17 protein-coding genes and 1 riboswitch are annotated in these 16,520 nt (G+C 70.1%); of the genes, 8 read left to right on the forward strand and 9 right to left on the reverse strand.

What is annotated here, in order from left to right; genetic code table 11:
- Nucleotides 1-139: 139 nt before the first annotated feature.
- The 4 genes from lipB (at nt 140) to AB0I66_RS15465 (ending at nt 3,296) form a co-directional block, all read left to right on the forward strand.
- Nucleotides 140-1,000, forward strand: a complete 861-nt coding sequence (lipB, locus tag AB0I66_RS15450; protein WP_363208333.1) for a lipoyl(octanoyl) transferase LipB — start codon at nt 140-142, stop codon at nt 998-1,000.
- Nucleotides 1,001-1,136: 136 nt separating this feature from the next.
- A complete protein-coding gene (locus AB0I66_RS15455; protein ID WP_363208334.1) occupies nt 1,137-2,102 on the forward strand; it encodes a lipoyl synthase in 966 nt (321 codons plus the stop codon).
- A 258-nt stretch (nt 2,103-2,360) separates the two neighbouring features.
- Entirely contained in the window at nt 2,361-2,564 is a 204-nt protein-coding gene (locus tag AB0I66_RS15460; protein WP_363208335.1) for a hypothetical protein, read from the forward strand.
- A 30-nt stretch (nt 2,565-2,594) separates the two neighbouring features.
- On the forward strand, nt 2,595-3,296 hold the full coding sequence (locus tag AB0I66_RS15465) for a DUF4191 domain-containing protein (RefSeq protein ID WP_363208336.1): 702 nt from the start codon (nt 2,595-2,597) through the stop codon (nt 3,294-3,296).
- A 106-nt stretch (nt 3,297-3,402) separates the two neighbouring features.
- Here the strand turns inward: AB0I66_RS15465 and AB0I66_RS15470 are convergent, their stop codons facing one another.
- Entirely contained in the window at nt 3,403-3,870 is a 468-nt protein-coding gene (locus AB0I66_RS15470; RefSeq protein ID WP_363208337.1) for an RDD family protein, read from the reverse strand.
- A gap of 218 nt (nt 3,871-4,088) precedes the next feature.
- Between AB0I66_RS15470 and glnA the strand changes: the two genes are divergently transcribed.
- From glnA to AB0I66_RS15485, 3 genes are all read left to right on the forward strand, one after another.
- The gene (gene glnA, locus AB0I66_RS15475) at nt 4,089-5,498 is read left to right on the forward strand and encodes a type I glutamate--ammonia ligase (protein WP_363208338.1); all 1,410 of its coding nucleotides are present in this window, start codon (nt 4,089-4,091) and stop codon (nt 5,496-5,498) included.
- Nucleotides 5,499-5,633: 135 nt separating this feature from the next.
- Nucleotides 5,634-6,401 carry an alpha/beta fold hydrolase gene (locus AB0I66_RS15480; RefSeq protein ID WP_363208339.1) on the forward strand — a complete coding sequence of 256 codons (768 nt, stop codon included), beginning with the start codon at nt 5,634-5,636 and terminating at the stop codon, nt 6,399-6,401.
- Between the two features lie 66 nt (nt 6,402-6,467).
- The gene (locus tag AB0I66_RS15485) at nt 6,468-7,784 is read left to right on the forward strand and encodes a hypothetical protein (RefSeq protein ID WP_363208340.1); all 1,317 of its coding nucleotides are present in this window, start codon (nt 6,468-6,470) and stop codon (nt 7,782-7,784) included.
- 89 nt (nt 7,785-7,873) lie between these two features.
- Here the strand turns inward: AB0I66_RS15485 and AB0I66_RS15490 are convergent, their stop codons facing one another.
- The 5 genes from AB0I66_RS15490 to AB0I66_RS15510 form a co-directional block, all read right to left on the reverse strand.
- Nucleotides 7,874-8,656 (reverse strand): ABC transporter ATP-binding protein, encoded by a 783-nt coding sequence (locus tag AB0I66_RS15490; RefSeq protein ID WP_363208341.1) that lies wholly within the window; start codon nt 8,654-8,656, stop codon nt 7,874-7,876.
- Nucleotides 8,653-9,684 (reverse strand): iron chelate uptake ABC transporter family permease subunit, encoded by a 1,032-nt coding sequence (locus tag AB0I66_RS15495; protein ID WP_363208342.1) that lies wholly within the window; start codon nt 9,682-9,684, stop codon nt 8,653-8,655. Before AB0I66_RS15495 ends, AB0I66_RS15490 begins: the two co-directional genes overlap by 4 nt.
- A complete protein-coding gene (locus AB0I66_RS15500) occupies nt 9,681-10,733 on the reverse strand; it encodes an ABC transporter substrate-binding protein (protein WP_363208343.1) in 1,053 nt (350 codons plus the stop codon). Before AB0I66_RS15500 ends, AB0I66_RS15495 begins: the two co-directional genes overlap by 4 nt.
- 65 nt (nt 10,734-10,798) lie before the next feature.
- Nucleotides 10,799-10,985: riboswitch (cobalamin riboswitch) on the reverse strand.
- Nucleotides 10,986-10,992: 7 nt separating this feature from the next.
- Nucleotides 10,993-11,457, reverse strand: coding sequence for a VOC family protein (locus AB0I66_RS15505; protein ID WP_363208344.1), 465 nt, complete (start codon nt 11,455-11,457; stop codon nt 10,993-10,995).
- Between the two features lie 5 nt (nt 11,458-11,462).
- Nucleotides 11,463-12,329 carry a helix-turn-helix domain-containing protein gene (locus AB0I66_RS15510; protein ID WP_363208345.1) on the reverse strand — a complete coding sequence of 289 codons (867 nt, stop codon included), beginning with the start codon at nt 12,327-12,329 and terminating at the stop codon, nt 11,463-11,465.
- Between the two features lie 195 nt (nt 12,330-12,524).
- Here AB0I66_RS15510 and AB0I66_RS15515 point away from each other — a divergent pair, with 195 nt between their 5' ends.
- The gene (locus tag AB0I66_RS15515; protein WP_363208346.1) at nt 12,525-13,667 is read left to right on the forward strand and encodes a haloacid dehalogenase-like hydrolase; all 1,143 of its coding nucleotides are present in this window, start codon (nt 12,525-12,527) and stop codon (nt 13,665-13,667) included.
- On the opposite strand, the gene AB0I66_RS15520 is transcribed toward AB0I66_RS15515, so the two are convergent.
- The 3 genes from AB0I66_RS15520 to AB0I66_RS15530 all read right to left on the reverse strand — a co-directional run bounded on the left by AB0I66_RS15520 (nt 13,664) and on the right by AB0I66_RS15530 (nt 16,480).
- A complete protein-coding gene (locus tag AB0I66_RS15520) occupies nt 13,664-15,043 on the reverse strand; it encodes a DUF2252 domain-containing protein (RefSeq protein ID WP_363208347.1) in 1,380 nt (459 codons plus the stop codon). The genes AB0I66_RS15515 and AB0I66_RS15520 overlap by 4 nt on opposite strands.
- Before the next feature lie 138 nt (nt 15,044-15,181).
- A complete protein-coding gene (locus AB0I66_RS15525) occupies nt 15,182-16,102 on the reverse strand; it encodes an alpha/beta fold hydrolase (protein ID WP_363208348.1) in 921 nt (306 codons plus the stop codon).
- A gap of 72 nt (nt 16,103-16,174) precedes the next feature.
- The gene (locus AB0I66_RS15530; RefSeq protein WP_361045748.1) at nt 16,175-16,480 is read right to left on the reverse strand and encodes a hypothetical protein; all 306 of its coding nucleotides are present in this window, start codon (nt 16,478-16,480) and stop codon (nt 16,175-16,177) included.
- Nucleotides 16,481-16,520 lie beyond the last annotated feature (40 nt).

Below are 16,520 nucleotides of genomic sequence, written 5' to 3' on the forward strand. Positions count from 1 at the left end.
CACTGCCCTCATCGCGGCCTTCGACCCGCATTCATCCGATCGTGTGAGGATTGACCGGACGACTGACGAGAATCCGCTGCCCGTACAGTGGCTGGGGGCGCGATATGTGCACGGTGCAGGTTCTAGGGAGGCACTTGCCGTGAGTGAGTTTCGGTTCGTCCGGCTGGGCTTCGGCCCGGATTCGGTCGAGTACCAAGAGGCCTGGGACGAGCAGCGCCGCGTGCACGCCGCCCGCTTCGCCGACGAACTGCCCGACACGTGTCTGCTGCTCGAGCACCTGCCGGTCTACACCGCGGGCCGCCGCACGCAGGACAGCGAGCGTCCGCTGGACGGCACCCCCGTCGTCGACGTGGACCGCGGCGGCAAGATCACCTGGCACGGCCCCGGACAGCTCGTGGGCTACCCGATCCAGAAGCTGCCGCGCCCGGTGGACGTCGTAGCACATGTGCGCCGTCTGGAAGAGGCGCTTATCCGTACGTGTGCGGAATTCGGCCTGGAGACGTCCCGTGTGGAGGGTCGCAGTGGCGTATGGGTCCTCGGTGACCCGGTGGACGAGCGTCCGGCGCTGGGCGGCCTGACGCTGGACCTCGACCCCCGGACGCAGGACGACGAGTTCGACGCCCGGTTCAACGGTCCGGAGTACGCCCCGTCCAACGCGGGCCAGCGCCGCGAGGACCGCAAGATCGCGGCCATCGGCATCCGTGTCGCCAAGGGCGTGACGATGCACGGCTTCGCGCTGAACGTGAACCCGGACAACACCTGGTTCGACAAGATCATCCCGTGTGGCATCCGCGACGCGGGCGTGACGTCCCTCTCGTACGAGCTGGGCCGCGAGGTCACGATCGCCGAGATCCTGCCCGTCGCCGAGAAGCACCTGCGGGACGTCCTGGAGAACGCGGAGCTCAAGCCGCGGACCGTGGAGAAGACCGCCGGACAGACCGCCGGACAGACCGCCGGACAGACGGTTGAGAGCCCGGAAACCGAGAAGGCGACCGCCTAGAAAACCGGTACGGCCGGGCCTGCCGGAAGCTTCGGGGAATGCACCCCGTCGGCCGGAGGTTGGCCGGACGTCAGCCCAATGACATCACGGGCGTACCCTGGTGTGCGCCGAAGAATCGAAGCTACAGGGAGCCGATGTGTCCGCAGTCGCACCGGACGGACGCAAGATGCTGCGCCTCGAGGTCCGGAACGCCCAGACCCCGATCGAGCGCAAGCCCGAGTGGATCAAGACCCGGGCGAAAATGGGCCCCGAGTACACGAAGATGCAGAACCTCGTGAAGAGCGAGGGCCTGCACACGGTCTGCCAGGAGGCGGGCTGTCCCAACATCTACGAGTGCTGGGAAGACCGCGAGGCCACCTTCCTCATCGGCGGTGACCAGTGCACCCGGCGCTGCGACTTCTGCCAGATCGACACGGGCAAGCCGCAGGCCCTCGACCGCGACGAGCCGCGCCGCGTCGGTGAGTCCGTCGTCACGATGGACCTGAACTACGCCACGATCACCGGCGTCGCCCGCGACGACCTGGAGGACGGCGGCGCCTGGCTGTACGCGGAGACCGTGCGCCAGATCCACGCGATGACGGCCGAGCGCGCCGAGGGCAAGACCAAGGTCGAGCTGCTCATCCCCGACTTCAACGCCGACCCCGACCAGCTGGCCGAGGTCTTCTCCTCGCGCCCCGAGGTCCTCGGGCACAACGTGGAGACGGTGCCGCGCATCTTCAAGCGGATCCGCCCCGGCTTCCGCTTCGAGCGGTCGCTGGAGGTCATCACCCGCGCCCGTGAGGCCGGCCTGGTCACCAAGTCGAACCTCATCCTCGGCATGGGCGAGGAGCGCGCGGAGATCAGCGAGGCGCTGCACGCGCTGCACGAGGCGGGCTGCGAGCTCATCACGATCACGCAGTACCTGCGCCCGACGCCGCGCCACCACCCCGTGGAGCGCTGGGCCAAGCCGCAGGAGTTCGTGGAGCTGAAGGAGGAGGCCGAGGAGATCGGCTTCTCCGGCGTCATGTCAGGACCGCTGGTCCGCTCCTCGTACCGCGCCGGGCGTCTCTACCAGATGGCGATCGAGAAGCGCGGGGCGTACGTGGCCTCGCAGGCGGTGTGATCCTCCCCGGAGATCTTCCGGGAGTCCGACTGTGTGAATCGGCGCACAAGTAACTACTGACGAGTAGTGGCCGAGATGACGCGGCCCTTACAGTCCCCGCAGGTGAGGGGTTCGTACGGGCCGCGTCAGGGTTTTGCGGCTCGGCGTCAAGGCTTCATCCGGGTTTGACCGGTCAGTCACGCCCTGGTAACACCAATCAGTGACCCTGGAATTACCCCACGTACAGCCCTACCCATAGCCGCCCAGGAGGGCCCCACCATGCAGGCCGCGCCCGTACGCGCCACCGCCATCCCGTCCGTCACCGACGCACTGCGTGCCGTCGAGTCGATTCTCATGAGCAGCGGTCAGCGCACCGCTCGCCGCAACGCCTGGACGTCCGTGCTCGACGACCGGCGCCGCGCCAAGGACCGGGCCGAGGCGCTGCGCGTGCTCGAAGAGGCGATGACAACCCGCACGTCGTAGTCACCTCCAGGGGCACGTAGACTTCACGGCATGGCGAGGAAGGAAACCGCGGCGGACGCCGCGAACCCCGGGCGACTCAAGCAGATCGCTCAGACCTACAAGATGACCCGCAGGGCCGATCCGCGGATCGGTCTCATCATCGCGGCTGTGGGAATCGTCACCTTTGGTGTCTTCCTCGGAATCGGCTTCTTGATCGGTCACCCGATCTATCTCGGCATTCTCGGCTTTGTGCTCGCCTTCCTCGCGATGGCGATCGTCTTCGGGCGCAGGGCCGAGCGTGCGGCCTTCGGGCAGATGGAGGGTCAGCCCGGTGCGGCGGCCGCGGTGCTCGACAAGATCGGCCGCGGCTGGACGACGACTCCGGCGGTGGCGATGAACCGCAGCCAGGACGTCGTGCACCGCACGGTCGGCAAGGCGGGCATCGTGCTCGTCGCCGAGGGCAACCCGAACCGGGTGAAGAGCCTGCTGGCCGCCGAGAAGAAGCGCATGGCCCGCGTCGTCTCCGACGTCCCGGTCCACGACGTCATCGTCGGCACCGGCGAGGGCCAGGTCCCGCTGAAGAAGCTGCGTACGACGCTTCTGAAGCTGCCCCGCGTCCTCCAGGGACCGCAGGTCACGGCGACGAACGACCGGCTGCGCGCGATGGGCGACCTGATGAGCAACATGCCGCTCCCGAAGGGGCCCATGCCGAAGGGTGCTCGCATGCCTCGCGGTGGCCCGAAGATGCGGTAGCTGCCCGCCTCTTTCCCCCTCTCCTGTCTCTACTGCCCGTACGAACGGCGAAGGCCCAGGAACCGATCGGTTCCGGGGCCTTCGCCGTCTGCGGGCTCGGGAGGGCTCAGATGCGCACCTGGACGGCGCGGCCGAGGCGGTCGTGGAGGCCTCGGCCGTCGCGGTCCCAGATCAGGGCCGGGACGGCGACGCAGAGCAGCACGCTACGGATGAGGACGCGGGCGATGCCGAGCCGGCCGCCGCCCTCGGCGATGACGCGCAGCCGGAAGAGGGCCTTGCCAGGGGTGCAGCCGACCGTGCCGACCGTCAGGACGGTCATGACGAAGAAGATGCCGAGGGCCCAGTTGCCCATCGCCTGCTGGTCACCGCGAGCGAACAGGCCGTATGCGATGAGCATGCACAGGGCCCAGTCGACGACGATGGCGCCCATGCGCCGTCCGGGCCGCGCGATCGATCCCGGCCCCTCCTCCGGCAGGCCGAGCTGCTCGCCCCGATACCCGAAGTCGACACCCGCGTCCTCTGCCGCCGCACGAGGGCCGGAGAGCCACGATCCGATTGCTTGCCTGTTGTCCACCCGTCCACGGTACTGCGCCCGATTTCGTACGAGGACGGGCGGGGTAGGGCGAATGACACCTGACGTGAACCCGCCTCGGTTAACTTCCGCGAAACAAATGGGTCATGCTTGAGAAATCCCCCGTCCCTATGGTCGGGTCCCAGCGTGTGCCACCGCACTGGCCGCACAACGAGCTGCAACCCCGTCCCCGCCTGGGGGTCGGGAGTAGGAGGAGTTGGATGTTCCAGAACGCCGACGACGCAAAGAAGTTCATCGCGGACGAGGACGTGAAGTTCGTAGATGTCCGGTTCTGCGACCTGCCCGGAGTGATGCAGCACTTCACGATCCCGGCAGCGGCGTTCGACCCGAACGAGGAGCTGGCGTTCGACGGGTCGTCGATCCGCGGCTTCCAGGCCATCCACGAGTCCGACATGGCGCTGCGCGCGGACCTGTCGACCGCCCGGGTCGACCCCTTCCGCCGCGACAAGACCATCAACATCAACTTCTTCATCCACGACCCGATCACGGGCGAGCAGTACAGCCGTGACCCGCGCAACATCGCCAAGAAGGCCGAGGCCTACCTCGCGTCGACCGGCATCGCGGACACCGCGTACTTCGGCCCCGAGGCGGAGTTCTACGTCTTCGACAACGTCCGCTTCCAGACGTCGGCGAACGAGAGCTTCTACCACATCGACTCCGAGGCCGGCGCCTGGAACACCGGTGCGGTCGAGAACAACCGTGGCTACAAGGTCCGCTACAAGGGCGGCTACTTCCCGGCCCCGCCGGTGGACCACTTCGCCGACCTGCGTGCCGAGATCTCCCTGGAGCTGGACAAGAACGGCCTCCAGGTCGAGCGCCAGCACCACGAGGTCGGCACCGCCGGCCAGGCGGAGATCAACTACAAGTTCAACACGCTGCTCGCCGCGGCCGACGACCTGATGCTCTTCAAGTACATCGTGAAGAACGTCGCCTGGCGCAACCAGAAGACCGCGACCTTCATGCCGAAGCCGATCTTCGGTGACAACGGCTCGGGCATGCACGTCCACCAGTCGCTGTGGGCCAACGGCGACCCGCTCTTCTACGACGAGCAGGGTTACGCCGGCCTGTCGGACACCGCCCGCTACTACATCGGCGGCATCCTCAAGCACGCCCCGTCGCTGCTCGCCTTCACGAACCCGACGGTGAACTCGTACCACCGCCTGGTCCCGGGCTTCGAGGCGCCGGTCAACATGGTGTACTCGCAGCGCAACCGCTCGGCTGCCATGCGTATCCCGATCACGGGCTCGAACCCGAAGGCCAAGCGTGTCGAGTTCCGCGCGCCGGACCCGTCCTCGAACCCGTACCTGGCGTTCTCGGCGCTCCTGATGGCCGGCCTGGACGGCGTCAAGAACAAGATCGAGCCGCCGGAGCCGATCGACAAGGACCTCTACGAGCTGGCTCCCGAGGAGCACGCGGGCGTCGCCCAGGTCCCGACCTCGCTCCCGGCGGTCCTCGACGCCCTCGAGGCGGACCACGAGTACCTCCTGGCCGGCGGTGTCTTCACCCCCGACCTGATCGAGACGTGGATCGACTACAAGCGCACGAACGAGATCGCCCCGATCCAGCTGCGCCCGCACCCGCACGAGTTCGAGCTGTACTTCGACATCTAGAACGGCCGGGGCCGGGTGAGCCCGGCGCCGCATCAGCAGGGACGGTGGGCCGTCTCCCGGAACGGGAGGCGGCCCGCTGTTCTCTCTCCCCCCACGATCTGCCCAGACCAGCCCCTGCCTAGGTGAGCGCCCCACATGAGCGAAAAAGTGACATTTCCGAGCGTCGTCGGTCCCGCACTGGCCGGCGTGATCGATCTGCCGGAGGGCGAGGTCCGGGGCTGGGGGCTCGTCGCGCATGGATTCACCCTGGGCAAGGAATCGCCGGCCGCCGCGCGCGTCAGCAAGCAGCTGGCGCGCGAGGGGATCGGCACGCTGCGCTTCGACAATCTCGGGATCGGGGACTCCGAGGGCGACTGGGGGGACGGTTCCTTCACGGTCAAGGTGCAGGACACCGTCCGTGCCGCGGCTTTCATGGCGGAGCGAGGGACTCCGGTGGACTTGCTGGTGGGGCACTCGTGGGGCGGCGCCGCCGCCATCGCGGCCGCCTGCGAGATCCCCGGCCTCCGCGCGCTGGCCACGATCGCGGCGCCCGTCGACCCCAGTCATGTCGAGCGGCAGTACGACTCCGTCCTGGATCGCGTCCTCAGTGACGGCGCGCACGAGTGGTTCGTCGGCGGGAGGACTCTGGTCCTCAAGCGCGCCTTCGTCGAGAACGTGCGCCAGGCTCATTTGCGCGACCGGATCAGCGAGGTGGACGTTCCGCTCCTCGTGGCGCATTCGCCCACCGACTCCACCGTCGACATCTCCAACGCCGCGGAGATCTTCCAGGAGGCACGGCACCCGCGCAGCTTCATCTCGCTCGAAGGCGCGGACCATCTGCTGACCGCGCGAGGGCAGGCGCAACGGGCCGCTCACATCATCAGCGCCTGGGCCGACCAGTACCTCGACGAGCCACGGCCCTAGGGCAGCCGAGGCCCGCGTAATTCGGGCGACCGCGGCGGCTTGCCGCACCCTACGATCGCCGTCTCGATGGGCGGGGCGAGGGGGGCGGTGGCGATGAGCTGGTTCGGCTTCGGCGAGGGCAGGGAGAGCGAACTCCTGCGGGTTGTCCGTGGGGCTCCCTTGCGGGATGTGCTGGACGTGCTGGATGTTTCGGACCCTTCCGCCTGGATCGCGTTCGATGTCGACGTGCGCGGACTGTATACGCGCTGGGACGCGTTGGAGCCCGGCGAAAGTCGGACCGCGCTCGATCTGTGCGCCTGCGACGGCCGGGTGCGCGAGGCCGCGTTGCGGCGGGTCGCGTCGTATCCGGTGCTCCTGCCGCTGGTCGTCATTCGCTGTGCCGACTGGGCCGCACCCGTACGGGAGAAGGCGCGCGGCGTGCTGCGTGAGGCGCTGCCCCGGCTCGGTGCCGGGGAGCTGGCGGCGCTCGCGCCCATGGTGTTGCGGGTAGGGCGCCGGGAGCGCGGGGTCTTCGGTGTGGGGCTGTTGCGGGAGGTCCTGAGCGGGGCGGCGGGCCGCGATCGGCTCGTGGCGTCGCTCGGCCACGCGGATCCCGCGGTACGCCGCTTCGCTCATCGCATCGCCGTCGACGAGCAGGTCCTGTCGGCGCCGGAGCTGGCCCGTATCGCCGCTTGCGACAGCGATGTCGTCGTCCAGAACCTCTGCGCCGATGCCGCGCTCGCGGGTGTGCGCGAGGGGGATGAGCGTGCGTATCAGCGCGTCGTCTCGCCGTTGCTCGCTGCGCGCAGCCCCCGTGTCCGGTCCGCCGGGGTCACCGCTCTGCGGCGCGTCGGGCGGGCGCGGGAGGCCCGGTCGTATCTCGTCGACCGTTCGGCGCTCGTGCGGGCCTGCGCCCGTTACGTGCTGAAGCAGGCCGGGGTCGATCCGTTGCCGCTCTACCGGGAGTGGTGTGCCACGCCCGATGACCCGGCTCTGCCGCCCGGTGCGGCCGTCGGTCTCGGTGAGTGCGGTGCGCGTGCGGACGCCGAGTTGCTGCTGCCGCTGCTCGCGCATCCGGTGCCGGCGGTACGGGCGCGTGCCGTGGCCGGGCTGCGTGTGCTCGACGTCGCGGTGACCGAGCGGCTGCGGCCGCTCCTGGACGATCCCGCACCCGCCGTCGCCCGCGAGGCCTGCACGGCGCTGCTGCCCTCCGCGCGGCAACTCCCCACCGAGTGGTTGCTGGCACGCATCGGGCCGGAAGCGCCCCGCCCCACCCGCGTCGCCGCCTTCCGACTGCTCTGCGCGCAGGGCGGTGCCGGTCAACTGCAGGCAGCCAAAGCCCTGCTGCAGGATGCCGACGTCAAACTCCGGCTTCGGGCCGAGCAGATCGTCCGGGGGCGCTGACACGGGTGACGGAGGGCGCCACGGAGGGGTCGGACCAGCCCGCACCCACCGTCGTGGTCGAGGGGGCGCTGACACCAGCAGTCGAGGGCTCAGGGGCGTAGGAAGCGGATCGTTGGGTGAGTTTCCGTTGGGTGTTGCGTTACCTTCGCCCTTACCCCGTACACCTTTGCGATCAGTTCCTCCGTGATTACCTCCGACGGTGTGCCCGACGCGTGGGTCGCTCCCTCGTGGAGGACCAGTACGTGGTCGCAGAACATGGCCGCCAGGTTGAGGTCGTGGAGGGCTATCACGCTGGTCAGGGGGAGGTCCGAGACCAGGGTCAGGAGGTCCAGCTGGTGTTGGATGTCCAGGTGGTTCGTGGGTTCGTCCAGGAGGAGTTCCCGGGGGGTCTGGGCCAACGCCCGCGCTATCTGGACCCGTTGGCGTTCGCCGCCGGAGAGCGTGTGCCAGGACTGGGTCGCACGGTCGGACAGACCCGTGCGGGTCAGGGCCTCCCGTACCGCCTCGTCGTCCCGGGCTGTCGGGGCGGACCACGCCCTGCGGTGCGGGATGCGGCCCAGGCGTACGACCTCCTCCACCGACAGCTCGACCTGTGTGGTTGCCTCTTGGTCCACCACCGCCACCCTGCGCGCCATCGTGCGGCGGCCCACGTCCCGCAGCGGGTCGCCGTCCAGCGTGACCACCCCTGACGTGGGGGCCAGGACGCCTGCCAGGATGCGCAGGAGGGTGGACTTGCCCGAGCCGTTCGGGCCGAGCAGTCCGACCGTGGCTCCGGGGGACGGGGCCAGGGTCACTCCGTCGATGATGAGCCGGCCGCCTGCCTCTCGGGCCACGCGGTCAGCCCGTAGGCCTGAGTCGTTGTGCGGGGTCATGTCGTCTTCCTCGTGCGGTAGAGGACCAGGACGAACGCCGGGACGCCGATCAGGGACGTCACCACCCCCACGGGGACCTCCTGGGGGTCGAGGACCGTGCGGGCCAGCGTGTCCACCCACACCAGGAACACCGCGCCCGCGAGCGCCGTGACCGGGAGCAGGCGTGCGTGCCCGGCGCCGACCAGGGCGCGGGCCGCGTGCGGCAGGACCAGGCCCACGAAGCCGATGGCGCCCGCGCTGCTGACCAGCGCCGCCGTGAGCAGGGCCGTCACGGAAAGCAACAGCAGGCGGACCCGGGCCACATGGACGCCCAGTGTCGCCGCCGCGTCCTGGCCGAACGCGAACGCGTCCAGCGTGCGGGCCTGAGTCAGGCAGACGGCGAGGGACGCGAAGAGCACCGCCGCGCACAGCGAGACGTCCGTCCAGCCCACCCCGCTCAGCGAGCCGAGCAGCCAGAACAGGACACTCCGCGTCGTCTCCGCGTCGCCCGAGGTCAGGATCACGAACGAGGTGATCGAGGAGAAGAGCTGCATGGCCGCGACCCCGGAGAGCACCACCCTGTCGGCGCTTCCGCCCAGGCTGTGGCTGAGCAGCAGCACCAGCGCGAAGGAGACGACTGCCCCGACGAAGGCCCCCGCCGACACCGACACCACTCCCCCGCCGACCCCCAGGACGACGATCGCGACCGCGCCCGTGGACGCCCCCGAGGAGACGCCGAGCACGAAGGGATCGGCGAGCGGGTTGCGCAGCAGGGACTGGAGGACGGTTCCGCAGACCGCGAGGCCCGCGCCGCAGACCGCCGCGAGGAGCGTGCGCGGCATGCGCAGATTCCAGACGATGCCGTCCCGGATGGGCGTCAGCGTCGCCTCGCCCCAGCCGAGGTGCGCGGCGACCGCCGACCACACGTCGGGTACGGAGATGTCCGCGGGGCCGATGGTGACGGCCACCGCCACGGAGAGGGCGAGGGCGGCGACGCCCGCCGTCCAGAGCAGGACGGAACGTATGCCGCCCGCGGCGGCCGCCTTCACTTGTCGAGGCCGAACTCGCGCAAGGCGCCGGCGACTTGTTCGATGCCGTCCACCGTGCGGATGGTGGGGTTCATGGCCTGGCCGCTCAGCAGCACGTACCGCTTCTTCTTCACGGCGGTCAGGTTCTTGGTGACGGGGTTGGACTCCAGGAACTCGATCTTCTTCTTCGCGCTCTCGGCCGTCTGCGACTTGCGGGTGAGGTCGCCGATGACCAGGACGTCCGGGTCGCGGTCGGCCACCGTCTCCCAGTTGATCTGGGGCCACTCGTCGCGGGTGTCGTCGAAGACGTTCCGCACGCCGAGTTCGCGGGTGATGATGCCCGGCGCCCCGCAGCAGCCCGCCATGTAGGGCGCGTCGGAGTTGGCGAACCAGTAGAGGAGCGACGTGTCGGACGCCTTGCTGTCCTTGATCGTCTTCGTGGCTTTCGCCACCCGGCCCTTGAGGTCCGCGATCAGGCGTTCGCCGCGCTTCTCGACCCCGAACGCCTTGGCCAGGTCACGCACTTCGCCGTAGACGGTGTCCATGGTCAGCGTCTTGACGCGGCTGCCGTCTCCGTCGCCGCTGTTGTCCTTGCCCGCGCAGTCGGAGGGCGAGACGTAGGCGGGTACGCCGAGTTCGGCGAACTTGGCGCGGTCGGCGACGCCGCCCTTGCTGACCGTCGCCACGAAGGAGGCGGTGACGAAGTCCGGCTCCTTGGCGAGGACCTTCTCGAAGGAGGGGTAGCTGTCGGCGAGCCGGTCGACCTTGGCGTTGTCCTTCTCCAGGCCCTTGAGCACCGGGTCCGTCCACGTTCCGGTGCCGGCCATGCGGTCCGCGAGGCCGAGGGAGAGCAGGATCTCCGTGGAACCCTGGTCGAGGGAGACCGCTCGCTGCGGCGGCGCCTTGATCTCCGCCTTCTTGCCGCAGGAGGTGAGGGTCAGCGGGTAGCCGGCGGCCTTGTCGTCCGTGGTGGAGGTGGTCGCGGAGCCGCCTCCGCACGAGGTCAGGGTGACGGCCAAGGCCGTGGCGAGAAGAACAGACGTACGTACACGACGGGCAATGGAGGACACGAGATCCCTTGAGTCTCACGGCTCATACGCGGAGCCTGGCCTGCTTCGTCACCTCCGCCGCCCGGTGTGCGGACGAAGGTGCCAGCAGGTCTTCGGACTCGGGGATCGGCCGGGCGGGGCGCCTTCCCAGGCGTCCATGGACGCCCAGTGGCCGTGGCCCCGCCCGTTCCCCCTCACCGCTGCGCGTCAGTTCCGGATTCGCACCGGATTCCCTGGCCCTGGTGTGGGTTGACTGGCGTGCGCAAGCTATCACGCGAGGTCAGGACGGCTGCTGGGGCCTCGGTGCGCCGCGGTAGGTGCCGAAGGACCATTTGTTGCCCTCGGGGTCGGCGATCGCGAACTCCCGGCTTCCGTACGGCTGGTCCTCGATCTCGCGGATGATCTCGACGCCCGCGGTGCCGAGCCGCTGGTAGAGGTCGTCCACGCGGTCGGTGACGACGTACGCGCCGAAGGTGCCGGGCTTCAGGCACCAGGCCTGGGACTTCTCGTCGTACGAGCCGAGCATGATCGCGCCGCCTTCGGGCCAGTCGAGCTCGGCGTGGGCCACGCGGCCGCCGTCCTCGTAGACGGCGGTGCGCAGGAAGCCGACCGTGCCGACCAGGAAGTCGATCAGTGCGGGGGCGTCGTGCGCCTGGAGTGTCGGCCAGACGGCGGGGGCGCGCCCTTCAGGACTTGGGGCTGAGGCGGACTGGGGCTGCTGGTTCTGCTTCTCGGTCGTGTTCATGAGTCCTACTCTTCGCCCCCGCCATGGCTCCCGGCTTGGATATTCCGGCACTCTTCGGCCAGCCAGGCGCTGGGGCTGGCGCCGGTGTACTGCCGGAAGTCCCGCACCAGGTGGGAGTGGTCGTAGTACCCGCAGTCCGCGGCGACGCGGGCCAGGTCGGGGGCCGCGCCCGCCGCGACGGGGCGTACGACGGCGTTCCGTGCGCGCTGGAAGCGCATCAGGCGCCCGGCCTGCTTGGGGCTCAGGCCCGTCTCGGCGCGGAAGAGGGTGGTGAGGCGGCGTTCGCTGAGCGCGACGTGCCGGGAGAGCCCGCGCAGGGTGCCCACGCCCTGGTGCCGGGCCAGCCAGGCCCATGCCTCGCCGACCTCGGGCCGTACGGAGCCGGCGGAGGTGGCGGCGGCCGCACGCTGCCTCAGGTAGGCGGAGAGGGAGGCGAACCGCTCCTCCCAGCCGTCCTGCTCGCACAGCAGCTCCCGCAGCTCGGCGGCGCGGCGCCCCATCACCTCCGCGCCGGGCGTCACCAGCTCACCGGCGAGTTCCGCCGCCGGTACGCCGAACAGGGCGCGGGCGGCCAGCGGGTGCACGGCGAGCTGGATGCCCGCCTCGTGCTCGGGCCGTACGACGTACGCCGGGGACTGGTGGAGGCCGCCGAGGACGATGTCGGTGCCGATGGCGCCGCGGGTTCCGGCCTGCTCGGGGGTGGCGCCGGTGACGACGGGGCCGTCCAGCGAGAAGATCAGCGTCAGGTACGGGGACGGCAGGCCGCGGTGCAGACCCGGCCGCTCGCCCCGTGTGCGGTAGCCGACGGCGGACACCACCATGCCGTCGAGCCGCGGGGCGGCCCGCACGAACTCCCGGGAGACGGTCTCCATGTCTTCCAGTATGCGATGAGCGCCGCCATGGAGCAGGCCCGAAAGCGCGGTGGGCGTCCGTCTCCCCTACCCGCGCACGGCGGTCCCATGCCCGTTCCGTCCGGTGATGTCGATCATGGGAATCCGTGGGGCGACCTCATACGATGACCCGCCGCTCCGGACGGGGCGCAGACCGCTCTCAGGGGGCACCGAACCATGGCATCTAAGGCAAAGGGCAAGCTGGCCGTCATCGGCACGGCGGGCGCGCTCACCGCGGCCGTTCTCGCGGGGACGGCGCTCTGGCCGGGCAAGGACGCGACGGCCGCGGACGCCTCCGCGAAGTCGGCGAGGACGGCGAAGGCCGCGACGTCCGAGCTGAAGCACTGGCCGAAGCCGGTCGCGAAGAAGCTGGGCAAGGTCATCGCGAAGAACGAGGACAAGGGCGCGTACGCCGTCTTCGACGCGGACAACACGACGTACCGCAACGACCTGGAGGAGTCCCTCCTGCCCTTCCTGGAGATGAAAGGGGTGCTGACCCGCAAGTCGATGGACCCCTCGCTGAAGCTCATCCCCTTCAAGGACACGGCGAAGCACAAGGAGAGCCTCTACAGCTACTACAACCGGCTCTGCGAGGTCGACGACCAGGTCTGCTACCCGTGGGTCGCGCAGATCTTCTCCGGCTTCACGCTGAAGGAGCTCAAGGGGTACGTCGACGAACTCCTCGCCCGTGACGAGCCGATCCCCGCCGAATACTACGAGGACGGGAAGCTGACGAAGACCGAGGTGAAGCCGCCCGAGTTCTTCACCGGCATGCAGGAGCTCCACAAGTCGCTGCGCAGGCACGGCATCGAGGTCTACGTGGTCAGCGCGGCCAGCGAGGACCTGGTGCGCATGGTCCTCTCCGACCCCAAGTACGGCTACGACGTGAAGCCCGAGAACGTCATCGGCGTCGGCCTGCAGCTCAAGAACCGCAAGACCGGTGAGATCACCAGCTCCCGCAAGGAGATCGCGGAGGGCCGCTTCGACCAGAAGAAGCTCGCGGGGCATGAGCTGACGCCGAACCTGTGGGCGCCTCTGACCTGGTACCAGGGCAAGCCCGCGGCCATCAACACGTACATCGACGAGTGGAAGAAGCCCGTCCTGGTGGCGGGCGACACCCCCAAGAGCGACGGCCCGATGCTGTTCCACTCGGCGGACGTGGAGCACGGCGGGGCGCGGGTCTGGGTCAACCGCAAGGACGCGTACATGAAGGAGCTGGACGGGATGAAGCGCGAGAACGCCGACCGGCAGCGGGAGCTCGGCCAGAAGGTCACCGCGGACAAGCGGTGGCTGACGGTGGTCCCGGACGAGATCCGCTAGGCACCTGTTGCAGCTTCTGCGTCTCCGGTTTCCCGGCCCGCGGCGGTGACCAGGCCCGAGGAGATCGCCTCGGTCAGCGCCGCGTGGTCCCGGGCGTTCTGCGCGGTGTAGAGCAGCCCGAAGTCCGCTATCGCCCGGTCGAAGGTGTCGGCGCCGCCCAAGTAGGCGGCGATGGCGATGCGGTCGCCGGAGCGGGCGTGGGCGCGGGCCAGGGCCGTGCCGCAGAGGCGGGCGTAGGAGCGCAGTTCCGCGGGGGACATGGACTCGACGTCCGCGGAGCCCTTCATGTCGCGCAGCTGGCGCCAGTAGAAGGCACGGCCCTGGGGGCCCGTCATCCAGCCGAGGAAGATGTCGCCGGCCGCCTGGAGGAGGCGCTGGCCCGCGACCACGCGGTGGCCGGGATGGATGTACGGGCCCGCCGGGAGGTGTTCCTCGACGACCGAGGGGACCGCCTCCTTGATCTGGAGGAAGAGCGGGTCCCCGGCGTCGCGCCCGGCGAGCAGCACGATGTAGCAGCGGGTGCCGACGCTCCCCACGCCGACGACTTTCCGCGCGGCGTCCACGAAGTGGTAGCGGTCCAGGAGGAGTCGGCGCTCCTCGGAGAGCGTGGAGCGGTAGTCGCCGAAGATCTTGCGGAGCGCGGCGAGGTCCGCGGCGCTCACGGGTTCGATGAGCGGCGGGTCGTGGATGATGCGGCGGAGGCCGGGAGCTCCTTCGACCTTCTCGGTCAGCTTGCCGAGCGCCTGGAGGTTCGTGCGGCGGCGGGCGCGGTCCATGGCGGTCGCCGCGCGCTTGCGGTGGCCTGCGGAGCGGATGAGCGGCAACAGGTCGTGTGCGTCGGTCCGTTCGTACCAGACCGCGAGTTCACCGAGTCCGGCCAGACGTCTCATGGAGGTGCGGTACGCCGCCACCGCCGCGAGGCAGGCCACGCGTGCGGCGCCCCGCGGGTGGGCGTTGTCGCGGGACGCCACGGCGATGCTCGCGGCCAGGCGTTTGACGTCCCATTCGAAGGGGCCGGGGCAGGTCTCGTCGAAGTCGTTCAGGTCGAAGAGCAGGGCGCGCTCCGGCGAGGCGAACAGGCCGAAGTTCAACAGGTGCGCGTCGCCGCAGAGCTGGACCGTCAGGCCGGAGTCCCACTGGACGGCGAGGTCCCCGGCCATGACGGCGGCGGCGCCCCGCAGAAAGGAGAACGGGGAGGCCGCCATGCGGGCGTACCGGATGGGCAGCAGGTCCTGGACGCGGTCCGCGCCCTGCCGCTCCAGGACGGCCACCGGGTCTGCGCGGTCGGCGGAGGGTATCCACGCCCCGTGCGAGGAGCGCGAGGCACGCTTGCGGGCGGCCTTGCCCTGGCGGGCACGCTCTTGCGGAGTGGTCATCGCCCCACGCCCCTCTCCGTCGGCGGCACCCGGCAACAGCCTCCCCTCAGGAGCAGCCAATGCCGCCTCCGGCGCGTACGCATGCGGGGTACGCCGAACGGGTGACCGCGCCCGAGGTGTGCCGGTTGTGTCGGGACCTCAGCTTCCGCCCGCCACCGCCCATGCCGCCACCCTCTTGGCCAGCGCTTCTCCGGCCCGTGTCCAGACGAAGTGGTCGAGGCGGGCGCCCGCCTCGGCCACGGAGTACCGCAGGCGGGTGACGCGGGCCGCGGGCACCTTGCCGACGAGGTGGTCCAGGGCGGCCACGGGGGCCCAGGTGTCGCCCTCGACGGAGACGGCGAGGACGGGCAGCGTGAGGGTGCGCAGGGCCGCCTCGTAGTCGTGCGGGGAGCCGGGGGACGAGTAGCGGCCCGTACGCCCCTGACGTGCCCAGTCGCGCATGACGCCCTTGGGCTGGTTGCCGCCGAAGCCGAGCTGCTTTCCCGGCCACCGGCCGAGCAGCGTCGACGCGGCCGCGGTGAAGAGCCCGCCGATGAGCAGCAGGGGTCCGCGCAGGGGGCCGTACGGCCGGAAATAGACGGAGCCCGAGGCGACGAGGGCGACTCCGTCGACGCCGGGGCCGATCCCCAACGCGGCGTGTATCAGGCCCAGTTGTCCGCCCATGCTGTGGCCGAGGAGGTACAGCGGTGACTCCGGGCCCAGTTCGGCGCGTATCGCTTCGACGACCGCGACGAGGTCCTGCTCCACGATCGTGCCGTATCCGTGGTCGAGGGCGTCCGCGTCCGTCACGCGCGGGGTGCTCTCCCCCTGGCCCCGCATGTCCACGGTCAGGGCGGTGAGCCCTTCGGCGTTCAACTGGCGTGCGAACGCACGGTAGTAGCGGGCTGGGGTGCCCATGGCGGGGAGGATCAGGACGGCCGGCGCGGGGCGGGGCGATGCCTCGCTCCCGCGCAGGCCCCGGACGGGAAACCTTGCCCCGTCCGGGAGTTGGGCGGTGACGAGCAGCGGCAGTTCGTCCGCGGGCTCCTGCTGGGCGGGGGCGGATTCCGGCTGAGTCATGCGGACAGCATGACCCACGCCCACGGGCGGCGGCCCTTGGGCCCCCGCCCGTGCGCCCGCGCGCGCGTCCGTTCAGCGGCTGTACCGCATCAGGGCGCGCACCATGTGGCAGGTGATGTCCGACGGCGGGTGGATTCCCACGTCCTCCGCCATGCTCCGGATCCTGGTGTTGTTCGCTTGGTTCGCCAGATAGACGCCGGAGTCGAGCAGGGCTATCGCGAGGCGCATGGCCTTCAGGCGCCGGTTGTGCGTGATGTACCACTCGCGCGGCCGTCCGGCCGGGAGCGGTCGCTTCTCCAGTGGTGCGTACGTCGGGTCGATGAACACGGGCCGGGAAGCGTTGCGCTTCGACTTCGATGTAAGTGCGGCAGCGGGCACAGGCATCCTCCTGTCGCGATCAGGACCCCCGTCGGGAACC

Source organism: Streptomyces sp. NPDC050439 (assembly GCF_040655335.1).
Classification (GTDB): domain Bacteria; phylum Actinomycetota; class Actinomycetes; order Streptomycetales; family Streptomycetaceae; genus Streptomyces.

Bases quoted from the DNA above. Each gene is read 5' to 3' on its own strand.
- AB0I66_RS15460 (WP_363208335.1), top strand. From the start codon at position 2,361: ATGCAGGCCGCGCCCGTACGCGCCACCGCCATCCCGTCCGTCACCGAC.
- AB0I66_RS15465 (WP_363208336.1), top strand. From the start codon at position 2,595: ATGGCGAGGAAGGAAACCGCGGCGGACGCCGCGAACCCCGGGCGACTC.
- glnA (WP_363208338.1), top strand. From the start codon at position 4,089: ATGTTCCAGAACGCCGACGACGCAAAGAAGTTCATCGCGGACGAGGAC.
- AB0I66_RS15480 (WP_363208339.1), top strand. From the start codon at position 5,634: ATGAGCGAAAAAGTGACATTTCCGAGCGTCGTCGGTCCCGCACTGGCC.
- AB0I66_RS15485 (WP_363208340.1), top strand. From the start codon at position 6,468: ATGGGCGGGGCGAGGGGGGCGGTGGCGATGAGCTGGTTCGGCTTCGGC.
- AB0I66_RS15490 (WP_363208341.1), bottom strand. From the start codon at position 8,656: ATGACCCCGCACAACGACTCAGGCCTACGGGCTGACCGCGTGGCCCGA.
- AB0I66_RS15505 (WP_363208344.1), bottom strand. From the start codon at position 11,457: ATGAACACGACCGAGAAGCAGAACCAGCAGCCCCAGTCCGCCTCAGCC.
- AB0I66_RS15510 (WP_363208345.1), bottom strand. From the start codon at position 12,329: ATGGAGACCGTCTCCCGGGAGTTCGTGCGGGCCGCCCCGCGGCTCGAC.
- AB0I66_RS15515 (WP_363208346.1), top strand. From the start codon at position 12,525: ATGGCATCTAAGGCAAAGGGCAAGCTGGCCGTCATCGGCACGGCGGGC.
- AB0I66_RS15520 (WP_363208347.1), bottom strand. From the start codon at position 15,043: ATGACCACTCCGCAAGAGCGTGCCCGCCAGGGCAAGGCCGCCCGCAAG.
- AB0I66_RS15525 (WP_363208348.1), bottom strand. From the start codon at position 16,102: ATGACTCAGCCGGAATCCGCCCCCGCCCAGCAGGAGCCCGCGGACGAA.